An 18,875-nucleotide genomic window follows, 5' to 3' on the forward strand; every position below is an offset into this window, starting at 1 on the left:
GAGCACGGGTTCGATAGTGCTATTTGGCATTGACTTTTAAGCACGCTGTTGAGTTCTCAAACTTCGCTCGCACACCGCACACGGGACTCACATCCCGGCTTGGGGCAACTCGTAAAACATTACCCGGTCATCCCCGACGAAGCAAATCCGCCAGACCCGACCCCCACCAGACGTCCGCCAGCACCGGCATCGATGGGCTCGACAAGAGCGCACACCTATCCGGACAACCTTGGCCCAGTGGATCCCACCCGGTTCCGGCCGAGTCCACCAGCAGACCCGAAGGCCACTGTCTTGCTCGTCCGCTGCCCCGGGGGGCGAGAAAGAACATTACGCCCAGATGACGGCCAGCACAACTCCACAGCGGTGGGCGTTCTCACAGGACCCGATCTCGTCCCGACCCTTCGGATCCGAAGTGCCGCCTGGTAGAAGGCGACGCTCCCAACTCCGCGGCGGTTGCCGACCCCGAGATCCTCCCCCGAGGATGCTCGGGTGCACGTGGTCCTGCTCTCCGACACCCACGCCCCGCGCTTCTGGAAGGGGCTCCCGCCGGCGGTCGCCGAGCACCTCACCGCCGCGGACCTCATCCTCCACGCCGGTGACGTCTGCACCCCGGGGGTCCTGGACGAGCTGGCGGCCTTCGCCCCCGTACGGGTCGTGCGCGGCAACAACGACGGGGCGGACGTGGCCGCCTGGGGAGCGCCGGACACCCTCGAGCTCGACCTGGCCGGGCTGCGGGTGGCGATGGTCCACGACGCCGGGGCCAAGCAGGGCCGCCTCGCACGCATGCACCGACGCTTCCCGGACGCGGACCTCGTCGTGTTCGGCCACTCCCACATCCCCCTCGACGAGTCGAGCACCTTCGCCGACGGCCGGAGCCTCCGCATCGTCAACCCGGGCTCGCCCACGGACAAGCGACGACAGCCGTACCGCACCCTCGCGCTCCTCGACGTCGACGACGGCGGGCCGCACGTCTCGTTCGTCCCGCTCCCCTGACCTCTGCCCCCGAGCGCCCGGCCCCGGCCCCCGGCCCCCGGCCGAAACCTTGGCAAGCCCAAACTTTGGGGTTACCCTTCCTTCGTGCCACGAGAGACAGGGCTGCGCAACCGCAAGAAGGCCCAGACGCGCGAACGGCTCGCCGACGTCGCGGCAGGGCTCTTCGCCGAGCGGGGCTACGACGGCGTGTCCGTCCTCGACGTCGCGCGCGCCGCCGACGTCTCGGACCAGACCGTCTACAACTACTTCCCCGCCAAGCACGACCTCGTGCTGGACCGCGCCGAGGAGATCCGCCGTCGCTACGACCGCACCGTGCGCGAACGGCCGGAGGGAACCACCCCCGCCGGAGCGATCCGTCCCCTCGTCCACGAGGACGTCGAGCGCCTGCGCACCCCGGACGGCCTCGTCCGCGGTCAGTTCGCCGTGCTGTGCCTGCGGAGCCCGGTGCTGCGCCGCTACGCGCTCGAGTTCCGGGAGCGTCAGGCCGACACGGTGGCCGAGGCAGTGCTGGCGACCACCCCTGGCCTCGAACCGCTCGTGGTCCGTGCCCACGCGGCGGCCCTGGTCGCCGTCGTGCAGTGGGTCTCCGACCAGACCGGCACCGCCGTCGTCGACGACCTGCCCGTCGCGCGCGCCGCGGATGCCCTGCGGCGGGCGGCCGACACCGCCCTCGACGACCTCGACCGTCACTTCCGTGCCCTGAGCGGCGCGAGCGCCCCCTGAACCGCCGCCCCAGCACCTCCCGACCCCGCACCGCAGCGCCGCTCACCCGGTCTGCGCCCACCTCTCCCCAGGAGCACCCCGTGCAGAACACCCGCGTCCTCGTGTCCGGCGCCAGCATCGCCGGCCCGACCCTCGCCCACTGGCTCGCCCGGTACGGCTTCGACGTCACGGTCGTCGAGAAGGCGCCGGGTGTCCGACCCGGCGGCCAGGCCGTCGACTTCAAGGGCGCGGTCCACCGGGCCGTGCTCGGGCGGACCGGCATCCTGGACGCGGTCCGTGCGGCCGCCGTCCCCAGCCCGGACGGCGTGGTCGTCGACGCGCGTGGCCGCACCGTGGCGACCGTGCCCGGCGCCTTCGGGGGCGGCGAGATCAACGTGCCCCGCGGGGAGGTCGCCCGCGTCCTCCACGAGCTCACGGCCGGTCGCTGCACGTACGTCTTCGGCGACTCCATCGCCGGCCTCGACCAGGCGACGGACGGCGTCCACGTCACGTTCGAGCACCGGGCGCCCGCGACGTACGACGTCGTCGTCGGGGCCGACGGCATCCACTCGAACGTGCGCCGGCTGGCCTTCGGCCCCGAGGAGCAGTTCGTCACCCACCTCGGCTACGCGTACGCCCTGGCCGACCTCCCGGTCGACGGCGCCGACGAGGTCGCCTACAGCGAGCCCGGCCGCACCGTGCTCCTGGGCAGCGGCAAGGCGCCCGCCTTCTTCGTCTACGCGACCGCCGACCGTCCGGCGCCGCGTGACGACGTCGACGCGCAGAAGGCGGAGCTCTCCGCCGCCTTCGCCGGAGCCGGCTGGCGGGTCCCCGAGCTGCTGGCGCAGCTCCCCGCGGCGGAGGACTTCTACCTCGACTCGATCGCCCGGGTCACCACGGACCGCTGGTCCGAGGGCCGGGTCGTCCTCCTCGGCGACGCGGCCTACGGCAACACGCTCGGTGGCTACGGCACCGGGCTCGCGCTCGTCGGGGCGTACGTGCTGGCCGGCGAGCTCGCCCTGACCGGCGGGGACCACCGGGTGGCGTTCGCCCGCTACCGTGAGCGGTTCGCGGCCTACGCGTCGGTGTCGGAGAAGGTGAACGCCGGACGCATCCTCGCTCCGCGGACGCGGCTCGGCCTCCGGGTGCGCAACCTCGGATTCTCGACGGCGGCGCTGGCCGCACCGCTGCTCGCCCTGCTCGAGCGTCCGGCCGCCAACCTCGACCTGCCGGACTACGAGGCCCTGCTCGCCACCCCGACGAGCGTCTAGACCCGCGCGCGGACCGGCGGCGCGGTGACCGAAGCGTCGACGTCCGCGCTGCCGGCGGCGAGCTGGCCGCAGGCGCCGTCGATCTCGCGGCCGCGGGTGTCGCGCACGGTCACGGGCACGCCACGCGCCTGCAGCCGGCGGACGAACTCGTCCTCGTCACGCCGGCGCGACGCGGTCCAGCGCGACCCGGGCGTCGGGTTCAGCGGGATCAGGTTGACGTGCACCCAGCCCCAGCTGCCCCGCCGCTTGAGCACCTTGGCGAGCTGCTCGGCCCGCTGCGGCTGGTCGTTCACGTCCCGGATGAGGATGTACTCGATCGAGACCCGGCGCTTGGTCGTGCGGGCGTACTCCCAGGCGGCGTCCACCACCTCGTCGACGTTCCAGCGGGTGTTGACCGGGACGAGCTCGTCGCGCAGCTCGTCGTCGGGCGCGTGCAGGGAGAGCGCCAGCGTGACCGGCAGACCCTCCTCGGCCAGCTGGTTGATGCGGGGCACGAGCCCGACGGTCGAGACGGTGATGCCGCGCGCGCTCATGCCCAGCCCGTCGGGCTTGGGCGTGGTCAGCTGGCGCAGCGCACCGACCACCGACTTGTAGTTGGCGAGCGGCTCGCCCATGCCCATGAACACGACGTTGCTGACCCGCGGCGCCTCGCCCTGCGCGTCGCCGAGCCGGCCGTGGGCGAGCTTGCGGGCGCCGTCGACCACCTGCTCGACGATCTCGGCGGTGCTCATGTTGCGCTGCAGCCCGCCCTGCCCGGTCGCGCAGAACGGGCAGGCCATGCCGCAGCCGGCCTGGCTGGACACGCACATCGTCACGCGGTCCGGGTAGCGCATCAGGACGCTCTCCACGAGCGCGCCGTCGTGCAGCCGCCACAGCGTCTTGACCGTGTCGCCGTCGTCGCAGGTCAGCTCGCGCACCGAGGTCAGCAGCGGCGGCAGGAACGCCGACGCGAGCTCGCTCCGTACCCCGGCGGGCAGGTCGGTCCACGTCTCGGGGTCGCTGCGCAGCCCCTCGAAGTAGTGGGCGGACAGCTGCCGAGCACGGTAGGCCCGGTGGCCGGCCTGCTCGACGGCCGTGCGGCGCGAGGCGGGGTCGAGGTCGGCCCAGTGCGTCGGCGGCTTGCCGCGACGCGGGGCGGTGAAGACCAGCGGCAGCGAGGAACGGTCCGGCGGCTGGACGTACTCCGGGATCTCGGTCGTCGCGGTCGCGCCGGGCAGGTCGGGGGATCCGGCGACAGTCACGTCAGCCTCCAGGGACGAGCACGTACATGATGAGCCAGGCTACCGGGGCCGCCAGGAGCAGGCTGTCGAGACGATCCATGACCCCGCCGTGCCCGGGCAGGAACGAGCTCATGTCCTTGATCCCGAGGTCGCGCTTGATCATGGACTCGACGAGGTCGCCGCACGTCCCCACCCCGACGAGCGCGACCCCGATGAGGACGCCGACCCAGACCGCGACGTGCAGCCCGAGCACGGCCATGAGGACGCCCGACACGACGCCGAAGACCATCGACCCCGCGAAGCCCTCCCAGGACTTCTTCGGGCTGATCTTCGGCGCCATCGGGTGCTTGCCCATGAGGACGCCGAAGACGTAGCCCCCGACGTCGCTCATGACGACCACGAGCAGGAACGTGAGCAGCCGCGCCGCGCCGCGCTCCCCCGCCAGCATGAGCGCCGTGAAGGACCCGAGCAGGGGGACGTAGGAGATGATGAACAGGCTCGCCGCGGCGTCCTTGACGTAGCCGTGCGCGCCTCCGGGCATGCGCCAGACGAGCGAGGCCAGCACCGTCAGCGCGAGCGCCCCCAGCAGCACGCTGGTCGTCGAGAAGACGACCGGCCGCTGGATGCCGGCGAGGTAGGAGCCGATGGCGATGCCGACCGTCCCGACCGAGATGGGGACGATCGCGGCGTCCATGCCCTGCCGCTTGAGCGCGGCGTGCAGCTCGCGGGAGCCGAGCACGAGGGCCACGGCGACGAGCAGGACGAACGCGGGCTTGAAGAAGACCAGCGACAGGACGACGTACGCCCCGAGCCCGACCCCGATGCCGATCGCCTTCGGCAGGTCGCGTCCCGCCCGCCCGGTCCGCGGCGGGGCCGGAGCGGGTTCGACGGGCGGAGCGGCGTCGGCGGTCACGGGCGTGGGGAGGTCCGGGCCGCTCAGACCTCGAGCAGCTCGGACTCCTTGTGCTTGAGGACGTCGTCGACCTGGTCGACGTACTTCTTGGTGGCGGCGTCGAGCTGCTTCTCGGCGCGGGTGACCTCGTCCTCGCCCGCCTCCTTGTCCTTCACCAGCTTGTCGAGCGCGTCCTTGGCCGTGCGCCGGGCGCCGCGGATGGAGATGCGGGCGTCCTCGGCCTTGGTCCGGGCGAGCTTTATGTACTCCTTGCGCCGCTGCTCGGTCAGCTCGGGCAGGACCAGGCGGATCGTGTTGCCGTCGTTGCTCGGGCTCACGCCGAGGTCGGAGTCGCGGATCGCCTTCTCGATCGCCGGCAGGGAGCCGCGGTCGTAGGGCGTGATGAGGACCATGCGGGCCTCGGGCACCTGGAAGCTCGCGAGCTGCTGGAGCGGCGTGTACGCGCCGTAGTACTCGGCGTTGATCTTGGCGAACATCGCCGGGTGCGCCCGCCCGGTGCGGATGGCGGCGAACTCCTCCTTGGCGTACTCCACCGCCAGGCCCATGTGGTCGTCGGCGTCGGAGAGGATGTCGGCGGCGGTCACGGAAGAGCTCCTTCGTACGGGTCGTGCGGGTGGTGCCGGTCGGCGCCGGCGCGACGGTGGTCGCGACCGGTCGGGTCAGCCCTCAGGCGTGGACCGTGGTCCCGATCTTCTCACCCGACACCACGGCGACGATGCTGCCCGGGTTGTCCAGGCCGAAGAACACCATCGGCAGCTTGTAGTCGCGGGCCATGCTGATCGCGGTGGCGTCGGCGACCTTGAGGTCCTTGGCCAGGTACTCGTCGTAGGTCAGCTCGTGGAACTTGACCGCCGACGGGTCACGGTGCGGGTCGGCGGAGTAGACGCCGTCGACGCCCTGCTTGCCCATCAGGAGCACGTCCGCCCCCACCTCGAGGGCCCGCTGCGCGGCGACGGTGTCGGTGGAGAAGTACGGCATCCCGGAGCCGGCGCCGAAGATGACGACGCGGCCCTTCTCCATGTGCCGCTCCGCACGACGCGGGATGTACGGCTCGGCGATCTGGCCCATCGTGATCGCCGTCTGCACGCGGGTGGCGACGCCCTCCTTCTCCAGGAAGTCCTGGAGCGCGAGGCAGTTCATGACCGTCCCGAGCATGCCCATGTAGTCGGCGCGGTCGCGGTCCATGCCGTGCTGCTGGAGCTCGGCCCCGCGGAAGAAGTTGCCCCCGCCGACGACGACCGCGACCTGCGTGCCCGCGCGGCACACCTCGGCGATCTGCTTCGCCAGCCCCGCGACGACGTCGGGGTCGACCCCGATGCCGCCCCCGCCGAACACCTCGCCGGAGAGCTTGAGCATCACGCGTGCGTACGGTCCGGTCATCGGGGGCCTCCTCGGGGGACGGTGCGGAACGGTTCCGGTCGTGCTGCTCCGGTCGTGCGACGTGCCCCGAGCCGGTGGCTCGGGGCACGTCCAGGTCGTGGGCTCAGGAGCCCGTGGCCTCGAAGCGGACGAACCGCTTGACGGTGACGCCGGCGGCCTCGAGCTGCTTGCCGACCGAGGTCTTGCCGTCGGTGACCGACGGCTGGTCGAGCAGCGCGACGTCCTTGAAGTAGGAGTTCACACGCCCCTCGACGATCATCGGCAGGGCACGCTCGGGCTTGCCCTCCTCCTTGGCCTGGGCCTCGGCGATGCGCCGCTCGTTCTCCACGAGGTCGGCGGGCACCTCGTCGCGGCTCAGGTAGCTCGGCCGCATGGCGGCGATCTGCATGGCCACGGCGCGGGCCGCGCTCTCGTCGGCGCCGTCGTACTCGACGAGCACGCCCACCTGGGGCGGCAGGTCGGAGGCGCGACGGTGCAGGTAGACGACGGTCTTGCCGTCGAAGTACGCCGCGTTGCTCACCTCGAGCTTCTCGCCGATCTTGACGGCGAGGGCCTCGACCGCGTCGCCGACCGTCTGGCCGGTGGGCAGCGAGGCGGCGTTCGCGGCCTCGACGGAGGTGGCGTGGCTGGCCGCGACGGCCTTGACCGCCTCGGTCGCCAGGTCCTGGAACTCCTGGTTCTTGGCGACGAAGTCGGTCTCGGCGCCGAGCTGGATCAGCGCACCGTCCTCGTAGGCCACGAGGCCGTTGTTCGCGGAACGCTCGGCGCCCCGCTTGGCGGCCTTGGCCTGGCCGTTGACCCGCAGGATCTCGACGGCGCCCTCGTAGTCGCCGTCGGCCTCGGTCAGGGCCTTCTTGCAGTCCATCATCCCGGCGCCGGTGGCGTCGCGGAGCTTCTTCACGTCAGCAGCAGAAATCGTCGCCATGCGGCGTCCGTCCTCGTCTTCCTCGATCGGGTGGTGCAGGGGTGCGGGCGCGGGGCCCGCGGGTGGCGCGGCGTCAGCCGGCCGGCGTCAGCTGTTGGCGGGCGCCGACTGGTCGGCCGCGTCGGGCTGCCACTGGCGCTCCTCGGTGACCTCGGCGTCGGCGGCCTGCTCGGCCTCGACGGTCGCGGGGCCGGGCTGCTCGTCGCCGGGCACCGGGGCGGCGTCGGCGGCGGGCTGGGCGTCAGGGGTGGCCTCGGCCGGCTCCTGCGAGGCGCCGAGGAGCTCGCGCTCCCAGTCGGGCATGGGCTCGACCTCGGCCTCCTCACCGGTGGTGGAACCGCCGGAGCGCGACACCAGGCCCTCGGCGACGGCGTCGGCGAGCACGCGGGTCAGCAGCGTGACCGAGCGGATCGCGTCGTCGTTGCCCGGGATGGCGAAGTCGACCTCGTCGGGGTCGCAGTTGGTGTCGAGGATGCCGATGACCGGGATCCGCAGCTTGCGCGCCTCGTCGACGGCGAGGTGCTCCTTCTTCGTGTCGATGATCCAGACCGCCTGCGGGGTCTTGGCCATGTCACGGATGCCGCCGAGGGTCTTCTCCAGCTTGTCCTTCTCGCGGCGCAGGCCGAGGAGCTCCTTCTTCGTCAGGCCGGAGGCCGCGACGTCGTCGAAGTCCATGACCTCGAGCTCCTTGAGGCGCTGGATGCGCTTGGCGATGGTGCCGAAGTTGGTGAGCATGCCGCCCAGCCAGCGGTGGTTCACGTAGGGCATGCCGACGCGGGTCGCCTGCTCGGCGACGGCCTCCTGGGCCTGCTTCTTGGTGCCGATGAAGAGCACCTGGCCGCCGCGGCCGACGGTGTCCTTGACGAACGCGTAGGCGCGGTCGATGTAGGTCAGCGACTGCTGGAGGTCGATGATGTAGATGCCGTTGCGCTCGGTGAAGATGAAGCGCTTCATCTTCGGGTTCCAGCGACGGGTCTGGTGCCCGAAGTGAACGCCGCTCTCGAGCAGCTGGCGGGTGGTGACGACGGCCATGGCCGTTCCTCTCTCTTGCCGGCGCGCGCGGGCGCCGACGTACGGTTCGACGAGCACCGAGCGGTTCGGTGCTCCCTGGTGCCCACGCCGGCCCCTGCCCGGACGAGGTCCGGGACCGTGGGGCCCGCCCGGTCACGAGGTGACGCGGAGAGTGGGCACGCGAAGTCAGGCCCTGGTGGACCTGCTGGTGCTCAGCGTACCCGCCCGCGCGGGTATTCCCGACCGCGCGCCGGCGCTCTGGCGGCCCGACGGGCGCCCGGCCGGGGAGGCGGCACGGCACGGGCCCGGGGAGCCGCACGGGCCGTGCCGGATGTCCACAGGAGCAGTCGGCAGACCGCTCGTCGTCCACAGGCAGCCGCGTGCGGGCGGCACGAAACCCTCGTCCGCATGATGCTCCCCGTGTGACCGACACCCGCTCCCGACGTCGCCGACGGTTCCTGGCACTGGTCGTCCCGGTGCTGCTCGCGCTGCTCCTGGTCGGGCCGGCGCGCCCGGCCGCGGCGGCCCCGGACGGCGCGGACGACCCGGGAAGCGGCGTCGACCCGACCACGGGCGGCTGGCCGCTGGACGGGACGCCGACCGTGCTGGAGGGCTTCGACCCGCCGGACGAGGCCTGGGGCCCCGGTCACCGGGGCGTCGACCTCGAGGCCCGGCCCGGCCAGCAGGTCCTGGCGCCCGCCGACGGCACGGTCGTCTTCGTGGGCCGCGTGGGCGGCAAGCCCGTCGTCGTCGTGGACCACGGTGGTGTGCGCTCCACCCTGGAGCCCGTCGGGGCGTCGGTGCGGGTGGGCCAGCGGGTCCGTCGCGGCGACGTCGTCGGCCGGGTGGGGCGTGAGGAGCACTGCGAGGACCGCTGCCTGCACTGGGGCCTCAAGCGCGGCGCGACGTACCTGGACCCGCTCCTGCCCGCGGGTCGTGACGGTTCGGCGGGGACGGCGGGGACGCTGCGGCTGGTCCCGTCGTCGCGCCGGGCCCTGGTCGTCGCCGAGGCGCTGGCCCGCGAGGCGGCGCGACGGGCGGCGGAGACCGCGGCCGTGGGCTTCGTCGGCGGCTCGCCCGCCGCGGCGAGACCGCTCGGGCCGCCGGGCAGCCACGGGTTCGTGCACCCGGTCCCTGGCGCGGTGACCTCGCCCTTCGGCCGGCGCTTCCACCCGGTGCTGCACGTGTGGAAGCTGCACGACGGGACCGACTTCGGCGCCGCCTGCGGCACCCCGATCCGGGCCGCGTACGACGGACGGGTGACCCGCCGGGTCGCGAGCACCGGCTACGGCAACCGGTTGTTCGTCGACCACGGCCGCGTCGACGGGCACGCGGTGGTCACGGCGTACAACCACGCGACCCGCTACGTCGTGTCCCCCGGCGACCGGGTCCGCCGCGGGCAGGTCGTCGGCTACGTGGGCCGGACCGGCTTCGCCACCGGATGCCACCTGCACCTCATGGTCTGGCTCGACGGCCGCATGGTCGACCCGGGGACGTGGCTGTGACCGCGCGTCGGCGACGCCTCCCGGACCCGGGGAGGGGCACGTCGGAGGGCTCAGGCCCGCGGGTGGGCCTGGAGGTAGGCGGCACGGAGCCGCTCGTCGGTGACGTGGGTGTAGATCTGCGTGGTCGCGAGCGAGGCGTGCCCGAGCATCTCCTGCACGCTGCGCAGGTCGGCGCCGCCCTCGAGCAGGTGGGTGGCCATCGCGTGGCGCAGGCCGTGCGGCCCGAGGTCGGGCGCGCCGTCGACCATGCGGAGCGCGCGGTGGACGATCCGCCGGACGACGCGCTGGTCGAGCCGGCCACCCCGCTCGCCCACGAACACCGCCTCCCCCGAGGCAGGACCGGCGAGGGCCGGGCGGCCCTGGGCCAGCCAGGTGTCGAGGGCCTCGAGGGCGGGGACCCCGAGGGGGACGGAACGTTCCTTGGCGCCCTTGCCGAAGACGCGCAGCACCCGGCGGTGCCGGTCCACGTCGCCGACGTCGAGCCCGCACAGCTCCGCGACGCGCACCCCGGTGGCGTAGAGCACCTCCAGCAGCGCCACGTCGCGCAGGCCGACCGGGCCGCCCTCCTCGCCGGCGACGGCGATCGCGTCCTCGAGCAGCTGGCGCGCCTCGCCCTGGCTGATCGTCTCGGGCAGCCGCCGGTGCGGGCGTGGCGAGCGGAGCGCGGCCGACGGGTCGGTTGGGAGCCGCTCGGTCCGTTCGGCCCAGCGGAAGAAGCCGTGCACGGCGGCGGAGCGCCGCTGCAGCGTCGTCCGCGCGCGGCCCGCGGCCTGCTCCGCGGCGAGCCAGCCGCGCAGGTCCCGCAGGTCGACGGCGGACAGGTCGTCGACGCCGTGCCCGGCGAGGTGGGCGAGCAGGCCCAGCAGGTCGGTCCGGTAGGCGCGCAGCGTGTGCTCCGAGAGCCCGCGCTGGAGCCGGAGGTCGCGCAGGTAGTCCTCCAACGGCGCGAGCAGCGCCGGGGGCAGGGAGTCCGGGACGTCCCCCTCGGCGTCGGCGACATCGGCGGTACGCGCGCCACCGTCACGGCCCGGGTCCTGCTTCCCGCGGACGCCCGCAGCCCGCCGGGGGGTTGGCAGCGCGCGGTGGTCCACGGCGCCACTCTGCGGTGCCGGGCGGGGTGGGGCAAGGCGCCACCCCGGTGCTGGCGAGCAGGTCGGGCCGGCGCGTGGTAGCCGTGGGGTCATGACCGATCGAGCCGCCTCGGCGTCCGTGCCGTCCCCGCGAGCGGCGCTGCCGGCGCGGGTGGTCGTCGGGACCTACAGCGTGGGACCGGAGGGTGACGCCGCCGACAGCGGCACCGGGCTGGTGGTGCTGGACCTCGACGCACACGCGACGGATGGTCCGGCGTACGCGCGGGCGGGCCACGAGGCGCTCGTCTCCCCCACCTGGGTCGTCCCGCACCCTCACCGGCCCTGGCTCGTCAGCGTCGGCGAGAGCGATCCGTCGGAGGTGGTCTGCTCGGGGCTGGACGAGGACGGACGGCTGACCGTGCTCGGCCGCCGCACCACCGGCGGTGACGGGGCCTGCCACCTCGCCGTCGACGACGGCGGGCGCTGGGTGGTGGTGGCGCACTACGGCAGCGGGACGGTGGAGACGTTCCGGCTCGACGAGGACGGCGGGCTGACGGGTCCGGTCGCGCGCCGGGCCCTCGACGGTCCGACGGGTCCGGACGAGGAGCGCCAGGACCGGTCGCACGCTCACCAGGTCGTGCTCGACCCGCGCCGGCTCGGCGAGGTCCTCGTGTGCGACCTGGGGACCGACCGGGTGCACCGCCTCCGGCTGGACGACGAGGGCGGGCTGAGCGAGGCCGCGGCGCCGGTCGTGCTGCCGCCCGGCTCCGGTCCCCGGCACCTGGTCGTCGACGGCGACCTCCTGGTCGTCGCGTGCGAGCTGGCGTGCGAGCTGCGGGTGCTGCGGCGTACGGAGGACGGCTGGGCGCCGAGCGCGGCGGCCCGGACGACGAGCAGCGCCGCTGCCGCCGGCGGCAGCGGCCGCGAGGGCGGCGCCGAGCGGGGAACGGCACCGTCCGGTCCGGTGCTGGTCTCGGGGCTGCAGGTGGCGGACGACCTCGTCCTCGTGGCCACGCGCGGGGCCGACGTGGTGACGGCCTTCCGGCTCGACCGGGACGCCGGCACCCTGACGCGCCTGGCCGAGGTCTCGACCCAGGGCCACCACCCGCGCGACCTCGTCCTTGCCGACGGCTTGGTCTGGGTGGCGAACCAGTGGTCCGACGAGGTCGTCGCGCTGGGTCTCGACGCCGTCCTCGAGGGACGGGAGGCGCCGAGCGCCGTACGGGTGGCGGTCCCGCGACCGGCGCGCGTCCTGCTGCTGGACGGGCGGTCGTCGCAGCATGGCGTTGCGGGCCGGGAGCGCTAATCTGCCCGCCGTGAACGACGACGACCTGACGGTCGGGGGACGCGTGCTCCCGATCACCCGCTGGGGCGACCCGGTGATGCACGCCAAGACCCGGCCGGTGGAGAGCTTCGACGACGAGCTGCGGACCCTGGTGCGCGACATGTTCGCGACCATGGAGGCCGCCTCCGGAGTCGGCCTCGCCGCGACCCAGGTGGGGCTGGACCTCGCGCTCTTCGTCTACGACTGCCCCGACGAGGCCGAGGTCCGCCACGTCGGCGTGGTCTGCAACCCGGTCGTCGAGCTGCCGGAGGGCAAGGACCGCAACCTGGACGCGATCGACGAGGGCTGCCTGTCCTACCCGGGGGCGTACCAGGAGCTCGCGCGACCCGACCACGCGGTCTGCCGCGGCCAGGACGTCGACGGCAACCCCGTCGAGGTGCGCGGCGACGGGCTGCTGGCCCGCTGCCTCCAGCACGAGACCGACCACCTCAACGGGATCGTCTTCGGCGACCGGCTCTCGGGTCGTGCTCGCAAGAAGCTGCGCCAGCAGCACGAGGACCTCTCCGGCCGCTACCCCGACGACTGGCCCGTCTCCCCGCGCCGCGGTCCGGCCCCCGAGGCCGAGGAGGACGACCCCGAGCTCTGACGCCTCGGCACGAGGTGGATGCTGCGCGCGGCTCGGCACCGCCCCGCCCGAGCGGCACCGGGCGGGTCAGGGCCGCGACCCTCGTCAGGGGCGCGGCGCGAGGGCGTAGCAGGCGATGGCCGCGGCGGCGGCGACGTTGAGCGAGTCGACGCCGGCGCGCATCGGGATGCGGGCGCGCACGGTGGCGCCCGACGACCAGCGTTCCGAGAGGCCGGCGCCCTCGGTGCCGAGGAGGACGGCCAGCCGCTCCGACCCGTCGAGCTCCGCGGCGAGGTCGGCGAGGTCGACGGCGTCGTCCGCGAGCGTGAGGGCCACCGTGGTCAGACCGGAGTCGGCGAGCAGGCCGGGCGCCTCGCGCCAGCTGGGCAGGCGGGTCCACGGCAGCGCGAACACCGCGCCCATGCTGACCTTCACCGCGCGCCGGTAGAGCGGGTCGGCGCAGCGCGGCGACAGCAGCGCGCCGTCCCAGCCCAGGCCGGCGGCGCTGCGCAGGACGGCGCCGACGTTGGCGTGGTCGACGACGTCCTCGAGCACGACGAGGCGTGACGCGCCCAGCAGGTCACCGACCGGCGGCAGGTCGGCGCGGTGGAACGACGCCAGGGCGCCACGGTGCACGTGGAACCCGGTGACCTGCTCGGCGACCGCCTCGTCGACCACGTAGACGGGCACGTCGGGCCAGCGGCGCAGCACGTCGTCGAGGCCCGCGAGCCAGCGGGGCGCCAGCAGGAACGACCGCGGCGCGTGACCGGCCTCCGCGGCGCGCCGGATGACCTTCTCGCCCTCGGCGATGAAGAGCCCGCGCTCGGACTCCAGGCTCTTGCGCAGCGACGACTCCCGCAGCCGGACGTAGTCACCCAGGCGCGGGTCGTCCGCGTCGTCCACCACCACCTGCACGGGTCCATCCTGCCGTGGTGGCCGGCGCTCGGGCGCCGCCGGGACGCGCCCTAGTCTGGCCGCCGTGCCCGCCCCCACCGTCGGAACCCTGCCGTGGCGACCCGCCCTCGAGCTGCTGCCGCTCCTCGCCCGACCGACCGCCGTGGCCGTCCGGCTCGGTGGCGCGGACTGGGCGGCAGACGTGTACGCGGCGCCGATCGACGACGACCTGGCCGACACGGCCGCCTTCTGCGAGGCGTACGACGTGCCGCTCGAGGCCTCCGCGAACTGCGTGGTCGTGGCCGGCCGGCGGGGCGAGACCACCACGCTCGCCGCCTGCCTGGTGCTGGCCACGGACCGGGCCGACGTCAACAAGGCGGTGCGCCACCAGCTGGGCGTCCGCAAGATCTCGTTCGCGCCGATGGACGAGGCCGTCGAACGCTCGGGCATGGCGTACGGCGGGATCACACCCGTCGGGCTGCCCGCGGAGTGGCCGGTCCTGGTCGACGACGCCGTGGTGGACCAGCCCTGGGTGGTCGTCGGCAGCGGCACCCGCGGCAGCAAGCTGCTGCTGCCCGGCGCCCGGCTCGCCGAGCTCTCCAACGCGCACGTGATGCTGCTGCGCCAGGTCGGCTGAGCGCGCCTACCGCAGCAGGTTGACGATCGCGGCGACGCCGACCGCGACGATGATGATGCGGTAGAGCGTCGGGGGCAGCCTGCGGCCGACTTTGGCGCCGAGCTGCGAGCCCAGGACCGCGCCCACCCCGATCGCGACGGCCACCGGCCAGTTCACGTCGCTGACGACGACGAAGACGATCCCGGCGACGCCGTTGACGAGCATCGCCAGCACGTTCTTGAGGGCGTTGATGCGGGGCAGCGGCTCGTCCAGGCCGATGCCGAGGATGCCGATCAGCAGCACGCCCTGGGCGGCCCCGAAGTAGCCGCCGTACACGCCGGTGCCCAGCACCCCGGCCCCGAGGGCGACGGCCCCGCCGCGGCGCGGCTCGCCGTCCGGTGCGCCGGCCCGCTCACGGCGCGCGGCCACCCGTCGGGACAGCGTGGGCTGCAGCAGCACGAGCACGCAGCCGATCGCGATGAGCACCGGGACGATCGCCGCGAACGCGGAGGCCGGCAGCAGCAGGAGCAGCACCGCCCCGACGATCCCGCCGGCGAGCGAGAGCGGACCGAGCCGGAGGATGCGGGAACGCTGGCCCCGCAGCTCCGGCCGCATCGCCCACGCCCCGGCGAACGAGCCCGGTGCGAGACCGATCGTGTTCGACACGTTGGCCACGACCGGTGGCACCCCGAGGGCGAGCAGGACCGGGAAGGTGATCAGGGTGCCGGAGCCCACGACGGTGTTGATGAACCCCGCCCAGACCCCGGCCCCGCCGACCAGGAGGAGGTCGGCCCAGGTCACCGCTGCACGTTAGCGGGCTTCCTCCACCGGCTGCGGCTCCGTGGATCCCGCGGACGACCCGTCGGAGCCGGTCGCGCCGGCGCGCTGGTCGCTGCCGTCCGTGACGGCCTGCATGCGCTCGCCGGCCGAGACCGGCTGCGACAGCCGGACGTTGGGCCGCTCGAGCTGCTGGGCCGCCGCGATGGCCTCCTCGACGGTGCGTCGCGAGGCCTCCTCGTCGTCGCGCGACTGCTGGTCGATCTCGGCCTGGACGTCGATCTTCGGCGGTGCGGTGAACGACCCGTTCACGGCCGCCGGGATGCCGTTGGTCGCCGGCGCGGCGGACTGGCCGCCGACGGCCTGGCCGACGATGCCGCCGAGGCCCTTGAGGGCGTCGTTGAGCTCGCTCGGGACGATCCACATCTTGTTCGCGTCGCCCTTGGCCAGCGCCGGCAGCATCTGCAGGTACTGGTACGCGAGCAGCGCCTGGTCCGGCTGGCCCGCGTGGATGGCGTTGAACACCGTCCCGATGGCCTGCGCCTCACCCTCGGCGCGCAGCATCTGCGCCTGCCGGTCGGCCTGGGCGCGGAGCACGGCGGCCTCGCGGTCACCCTGCGCCCGCAGGATCGCCGACTCCTTCTCACCACCGGCGGAGAGGATGCTCGACTGGCGCTGGCCCTCGGCGATGAGGATCGCGGCGCGCTTGTCACGCTCGGCGCGGGCGCCCTTCTCCATCGCGTCGCGGATCGTGGGCGGCGGGTCGATGGCGCGCAGCTCGACGCGGTTGACCTTGATCCCCCACTTGCCGGTCGCCTCGTCGAGGACGACGCGCAGCTTCTGGTTGATCTCCTCGCGGCTGGTGAGGGTCTGCTCCAGGTCGAGCCCGCCGATGATGTTGCGCAGCGTGGTCTGGGTGAGCTGCTCGATCGCCTTCACGTAGTCCTGCGCCTCGTACGCGGCGCGGACCGGGTCGATGATCTGGAAGTAGATGACCGAGTCGATCCCGACCATCAGGTTGTCCTCGGTGATCACGCCCTGCGGCGGGAACGGGACGACCTGCTCGCGCATGTCCAGGTTGAGCCGGACCTTGTCGAGCACCGGGATCAGCAGGTGCGGGCCGGGCTCGAGCGTGCGGTTGAAGCGTCCGAGACGCTCGACCATGCCGACCCGCTGCTGGCGGATCACGCGCACGGAGCTGGCGAGGATGAAGATCACGGCGGCGGCGATGACGATCGCGATGATCAGTGAGGCGGGGTCCATCTGTCCCTCCAAGGGGATCGGTCCGGCACTCCCAGTGTGCCTCGCCGCGAGGCCGCCACGGCTGACGGGCCGGTCACAGGAGTCCCAGCAGCCTCAGGGCAGCTCGCCGTACTTGGGGTAGACGACCGCGATGGCGCCGTCGATCTCGTAGACCTCGATCTCGGTGCCCTGCTCGATGACGACGTCGGAGGCGTACGTCCGCGCCGACCACGTCTGGCCGTCGACCTTGATCTCGCCGCTGCCGCGGTCGATCTGCGACGTCGCCAGCCCGCTGCTGCCGACCATCTTGTCGGTCGAGGAGCGGTAGCCGGGCATGGCGCGGACCTTGGCGAGCACGCTGGGGCGCAGGAAGATCAGCATGCCGGCGCTGACGCCTGCCCCGACGAGGACCTGGAGCCACCACAGGTCGGGAGCGGCGGCCGCCGTCCCGGCCGCGGCCAGGGCGCCGACGGCGAGCATGATCAGCACGAGGTCGAGCGAGACGACCTCCGCCACGGCGAGGATCAGCGCGAGGCTCAGCCACAGCGCCCAGGCGTGGTCACCGAGCCAGTCGGTCAGGTTCACCGTGCTTTCCTCCTCGCGCTCGGTCGTCCGCCATCGCCGGGGTCTTCCGGCCTCTCTCGCAGCGGTGACCTCGTCTCCGCTGCCGCCATCTGCGCGACGCCGCTCGCTCGGTCGTCCAGACTCCGGCGGGCTCCCTCCCTTGCCGACGCTCGGAGGACACCCTGCACCCCATGGTGCCAGGCACCTGGCCGCGGTGGGGCGCTCAGCGCGCCTGCGCCGACCAGCGGCCGGCCCGCGAGGTCAGCTCGACCTCGAGGTCGAAGGTCTCGCCCAGCCGGGCGGCGGTGAGGGTCTCCGCGATGGGCCCGGCGGCGACGACGCGCCCGTGCTTGAGCAGCAGCACGTGGGTCACGCCCACCGGGATCTCCTCGACGTGGTGCGTCACCAGGACCGAGGCGGGCGCGTACGGGTCGGTGGCCAGCGCGGACAGCGTGCGCAGCAGCGTCTCCCGGCCGGTCAGGTCGAGCCCGGCGGACGGCTCGTCCAGCAGCAGCAGCTCGGGGTCGGTCATCAGCGCACGGGCGATCTGGACGCGCTTGCGCTCGCCCTCGCTGAGCGTGCCGAAGGTGCGGTCGGCGAGGCCGGCGATGCCGAGCGAGGAGAGCAGCTCGTCGGCCCGCTCGTGGTCGAGGTCGTCGTAGGACTCCCGCCAGCGCCCGACCACCGCGTACGAGGCGGAGACGACGACGTCGTGGACCCGCTCCGAGCGCGGGATGCGCTCGGCGAGGGCGGCGGACGTCAGCCCGATCCGGGGCCGCAGCTCGAAGACGTCGACGGTGCCCAGCACCTCGTCGAGCAGCCCGACGACGCCCGTCGACGGGTGGATCTGCGCCGCCAGCAGCTGCAGCAGGGTGGTCTTGCCCGCGCCGTTCGGGCCGAGGACGACCCACCGGTCGCTCTCGTCGACGGTCCACGTCACGTCGTCGAGCAGGGTCGCGGTCCCCCGGACGACGCCCACCCCGGCGAGATCGACGACTGCAGCCACGCGCCGACCCTACCGGTCCGTCCCGGGCCGCCGGGGAGCCGCGCGCCGGGTGGGCGCGGCTGCGTCGGGCCCGCTCCGGGAACGTTCCGGAACGGGCTCCGGCGCCGCACGCCGCGCGTACGGTGGCTGCCGTGGAAGCCCCCCTGCCGTCGCGCTCGCGGCTCTCGCTGCGGCTCGTGGTGAACCTCAACGCCGCCCTCCACGGCCAGCTCGCGGCCGAGCGCGCGTCCGCCGAGGTGGTCGGCGACGACGTCGCGCACCACCTGGTCGACCCCGAGGGCCTGCTCGGGCTGGACCCGCTCCGGGCGACCGACCTCGACGACGGCTTCGGGCGGCTGCTGGCCGCCGAGCCCGACCGCTGGCTGCTCGCCCTGCCGGTGCCCGGCGCGCTGGCCCCGCTGCGCGGGCCGGTCGAGCTGAACGGCGCCGCCCTGGCCGCCGGGGAGGCCGCGGTCGCCGCGGGCGGAACCGTCGCCCTGGTGCCGCAGCGCGTCGGCCAGGCGGTGCAGTGGCGGGTGCACGCGGCCGCCCGGCCCTTCGCGCCGCCCACGCTCTACGAGGCCGAGCGCGAGCTGAGCGAGGCGGTGCTGCGCGCCGCGACGACGCTGACCCACCTCGACGTCGCCGCCGGCGCCCGGCCGCGCGTCGACCACGGACCCGTCCTGGCCCCCGGCTACCCGCCGCGCGCCCGCCTGGCCGCCGACCGGGCGGCGCGCCTGCTCGCCGCCTGCGACGAGGCCCTCTCGAGCGACGGCGCCGCGATCACGCTCCACGAGGCCGAGGTCCGCTCCCGCGAGCTGCGCGTCGTCCGGACCGCCGCGGGCCAGGCGCTGTGCGCCGCCGCCGGCTGGCCCGAGGTCTGACCTGGCCCGCGCT

Annotated in this window: 20 protein-coding genes; 8 read left to right on the plus strand and 12 right to left on the minus strand. The window is 74.0% G+C overall.

Annotated features, from left to right (window positions below; translation table 11 throughout):
- Positions 1–489: 489 nt before the first annotated feature.
- The 3 genes from BMY04_RS10770 to BMY04_RS10780 all read left to right on the plus strand — a co-directional run bounded on the left by BMY04_RS10770 (position 490) and on the right by BMY04_RS10780 (position 2,966).
- Entirely contained in the window at positions 490–993 is a 504-nt protein-coding gene (locus tag BMY04_RS10770; RefSeq protein ID WP_091179763.1) for a metallophosphoesterase family protein, read from the plus strand.
- A gap of 84 nt (positions 994–1,077) precedes the next feature.
- Positions 1,078–1,716 carry a TetR/AcrR family transcriptional regulator gene (locus BMY04_RS10775; RefSeq protein ID WP_091179765.1) on the plus strand — a complete coding sequence of 213 codons (639 nt, stop codon included), beginning with the start codon at positions 1,078–1,080 and terminating at the stop codon, positions 1,714–1,716.
- 80 nt (positions 1,717–1,796) lie between these two features.
- Positions 1,797–2,966, plus strand: a complete 1,170-nt coding sequence (locus BMY04_RS10780) for an FAD-dependent monooxygenase (RefSeq protein ID WP_091179766.1) — start codon at positions 1,797–1,799, stop codon at positions 2,964–2,966.
- On the opposite strand, the gene rlmN is transcribed toward BMY04_RS10780, so the two are convergent.
- From rlmN to rpsB, 6 genes are all read right to left on the minus strand, one after another.
- The gene (gene rlmN / locus BMY04_RS10785; RefSeq protein WP_091180615.1) at positions 2,963–4,156 is read right to left on the minus strand and encodes a dual-specificity RNA methyltransferase RlmN; all 1,194 of its coding nucleotides are present in this window, start codon (positions 4,154–4,156) and stop codon (positions 2,963–2,965) included. The two genes, BMY04_RS10780 and rlmN, sit on opposite strands and share 4 nt — an antisense overlap.
- Before the next feature lie 52 nt (positions 4,157–4,208).
- Positions 4,209–5,099: a phosphatidate cytidylyltransferase gene (locus BMY04_RS10790; protein WP_091179768.1), complete on the minus strand. Its 891-nt coding sequence runs from the start codon at positions 5,097–5,099 to the stop codon at positions 4,209–4,211.
- 23 nt (positions 5,100–5,122) lie between these two features.
- Positions 5,123–5,644 (minus strand): ribosome recycling factor, encoded by a 522-nt coding sequence (gene frr / locus BMY04_RS10795; RefSeq protein WP_091180620.1) that lies wholly within the window; start codon positions 5,642–5,644, stop codon positions 5,123–5,125.
- Positions 5,645–5,765: 121 nt separating this feature from the next.
- Positions 5,766–6,479, minus strand: a complete 714-nt coding sequence (gene pyrH / locus BMY04_RS10800; protein ID WP_091179770.1) for a UMP kinase — start codon at positions 6,477–6,479, stop codon at positions 5,766–5,768.
- A gap of 103 nt (positions 6,480–6,582) precedes the next feature.
- Positions 6,583–7,404 carry a translation elongation factor Ts gene (gene tsf / locus BMY04_RS10805; protein ID WP_091179772.1) on the minus strand — a complete coding sequence of 274 codons (822 nt, stop codon included), beginning with the start codon at positions 7,402–7,404 and terminating at the stop codon, positions 6,583–6,585.
- Between the two features lie 87 nt (positions 7,405–7,491).
- Positions 7,492–8,436 (minus strand): 30S ribosomal protein S2, encoded by a 945-nt coding sequence (gene rpsB, locus BMY04_RS10810; RefSeq protein ID WP_091179774.1) that lies wholly within the window; start codon positions 8,434–8,436, stop codon positions 7,492–7,494.
- A 401-nt stretch (positions 8,437–8,837) separates the two neighbouring features.
- Between rpsB and BMY04_RS22750 the strand changes: the two genes are divergently transcribed.
- Positions 8,838–9,920, plus strand: a complete 1,083-nt coding sequence (locus BMY04_RS22750) for a peptidoglycan DD-metalloendopeptidase family protein (protein WP_232506288.1) — start codon at positions 8,838–8,840, stop codon at positions 9,918–9,920.
- 50 nt (positions 9,921–9,970) lie between these two features.
- Here the strand turns inward: BMY04_RS22750 and BMY04_RS10820 are convergent, their stop codons facing one another.
- Positions 9,971–10,885: a tyrosine recombinase XerC gene (locus BMY04_RS10820; protein ID WP_408630459.1), complete on the minus strand. Its 915-nt coding sequence runs from the start codon at positions 10,883–10,885 to the stop codon at positions 9,971–9,973.
- Positions 10,886–11,102: 217 nt separating this feature from the next.
- Here BMY04_RS10820 and BMY04_RS10825 point away from each other — a divergent pair, with 217 nt between their 5' ends.
- Together BMY04_RS10825 and def are read left to right on the plus strand one after the other, a co-directional pair.
- Complete coding sequence (locus BMY04_RS10825) at positions 11,103–12,296, plus strand: lactonase family protein (protein WP_091179780.1); 1,194 nt, start codon at positions 11,103–11,105, stop codon at positions 12,294–12,296.
- Positions 12,271–12,921, plus strand: a complete 651-nt coding sequence (gene def / locus BMY04_RS10830) for a peptide deformylase (RefSeq protein WP_091179782.1) — start codon at positions 12,271–12,273, stop codon at positions 12,919–12,921. The genes BMY04_RS10825 and def overlap by 26 nt, the downstream gene beginning before the upstream one ends.
- Before the next feature lie 84 nt (positions 12,922–13,005).
- Here the strand turns inward: def and BMY04_RS10835 are convergent, their stop codons facing one another.
- The gene (locus BMY04_RS10835) at positions 13,006–13,815 is read right to left on the minus strand and encodes a TrmH family RNA methyltransferase (protein ID WP_091179784.1); all 810 of its coding nucleotides are present in this window, start codon (positions 13,813–13,815) and stop codon (positions 13,006–13,008) included.
- Positions 13,816–13,879: 64 nt separating this feature from the next.
- Here BMY04_RS10835 and BMY04_RS10840 point away from each other — a divergent pair, with 64 nt between their 5' ends.
- A complete protein-coding gene (locus BMY04_RS10840; RefSeq protein WP_091179787.1) occupies positions 13,880–14,431 on the plus strand; it encodes a YbaK/EbsC family protein in 552 nt (183 codons plus the stop codon).
- Between the two features lie 6 nt (positions 14,432–14,437).
- Here the strand turns inward: BMY04_RS10840 and BMY04_RS10845 are convergent, their stop codons facing one another.
- From BMY04_RS10845 to BMY04_RS10860, 4 genes are all read right to left on the minus strand, one after another.
- Positions 14,438–15,211, minus strand: coding sequence for a sulfite exporter TauE/SafE family protein (locus tag BMY04_RS10845; protein ID WP_091179788.1), 774 nt, complete (start codon positions 15,209–15,211; stop codon positions 14,438–14,440).
- A gap of 9 nt (positions 15,212–15,220) precedes the next feature.
- A complete protein-coding gene (locus BMY04_RS10850; RefSeq protein ID WP_091179791.1) occupies positions 15,221–16,450 on the minus strand; it encodes an SPFH domain-containing protein in 1,230 nt (409 codons plus the stop codon).
- A 93-nt stretch (positions 16,451–16,543) separates the two neighbouring features.
- On the minus strand, positions 16,544–17,008 hold the full coding sequence (locus BMY04_RS10855) for an NfeD family protein (protein WP_091180622.1): 465 nt from the start codon (positions 17,006–17,008) through the stop codon (positions 16,544–16,546).
- A gap of 208 nt (positions 17,009–17,216) precedes the next feature.
- On the minus strand, positions 17,217–17,999 hold the full coding sequence (locus tag BMY04_RS10860; RefSeq protein WP_091179792.1) for an ABC transporter ATP-binding protein: 783 nt from the start codon (positions 17,997–17,999) through the stop codon (positions 17,217–17,219).
- A 131-nt stretch (positions 18,000–18,130) separates the two neighbouring features.
- Between BMY04_RS10860 and BMY04_RS10865 the strand changes: the two genes are divergently transcribed.
- The gene (locus tag BMY04_RS10865; RefSeq protein ID WP_091179794.1) at positions 18,131–18,862 is read left to right on the plus strand and encodes a hypothetical protein; all 732 of its coding nucleotides are present in this window, start codon (positions 18,131–18,133) and stop codon (positions 18,860–18,862) included.
- Positions 18,863–18,875 lie beyond the last annotated feature (13 nt).

It is taken from the genome of Microlunatus flavus, from assembly GCF_900110855.1.
Taxonomy (GTDB): Bacteria; Actinomycetota; Actinomycetes; order Propionibacteriales; family Propionibacteriaceae; genus Microlunatus; species Microlunatus flavus.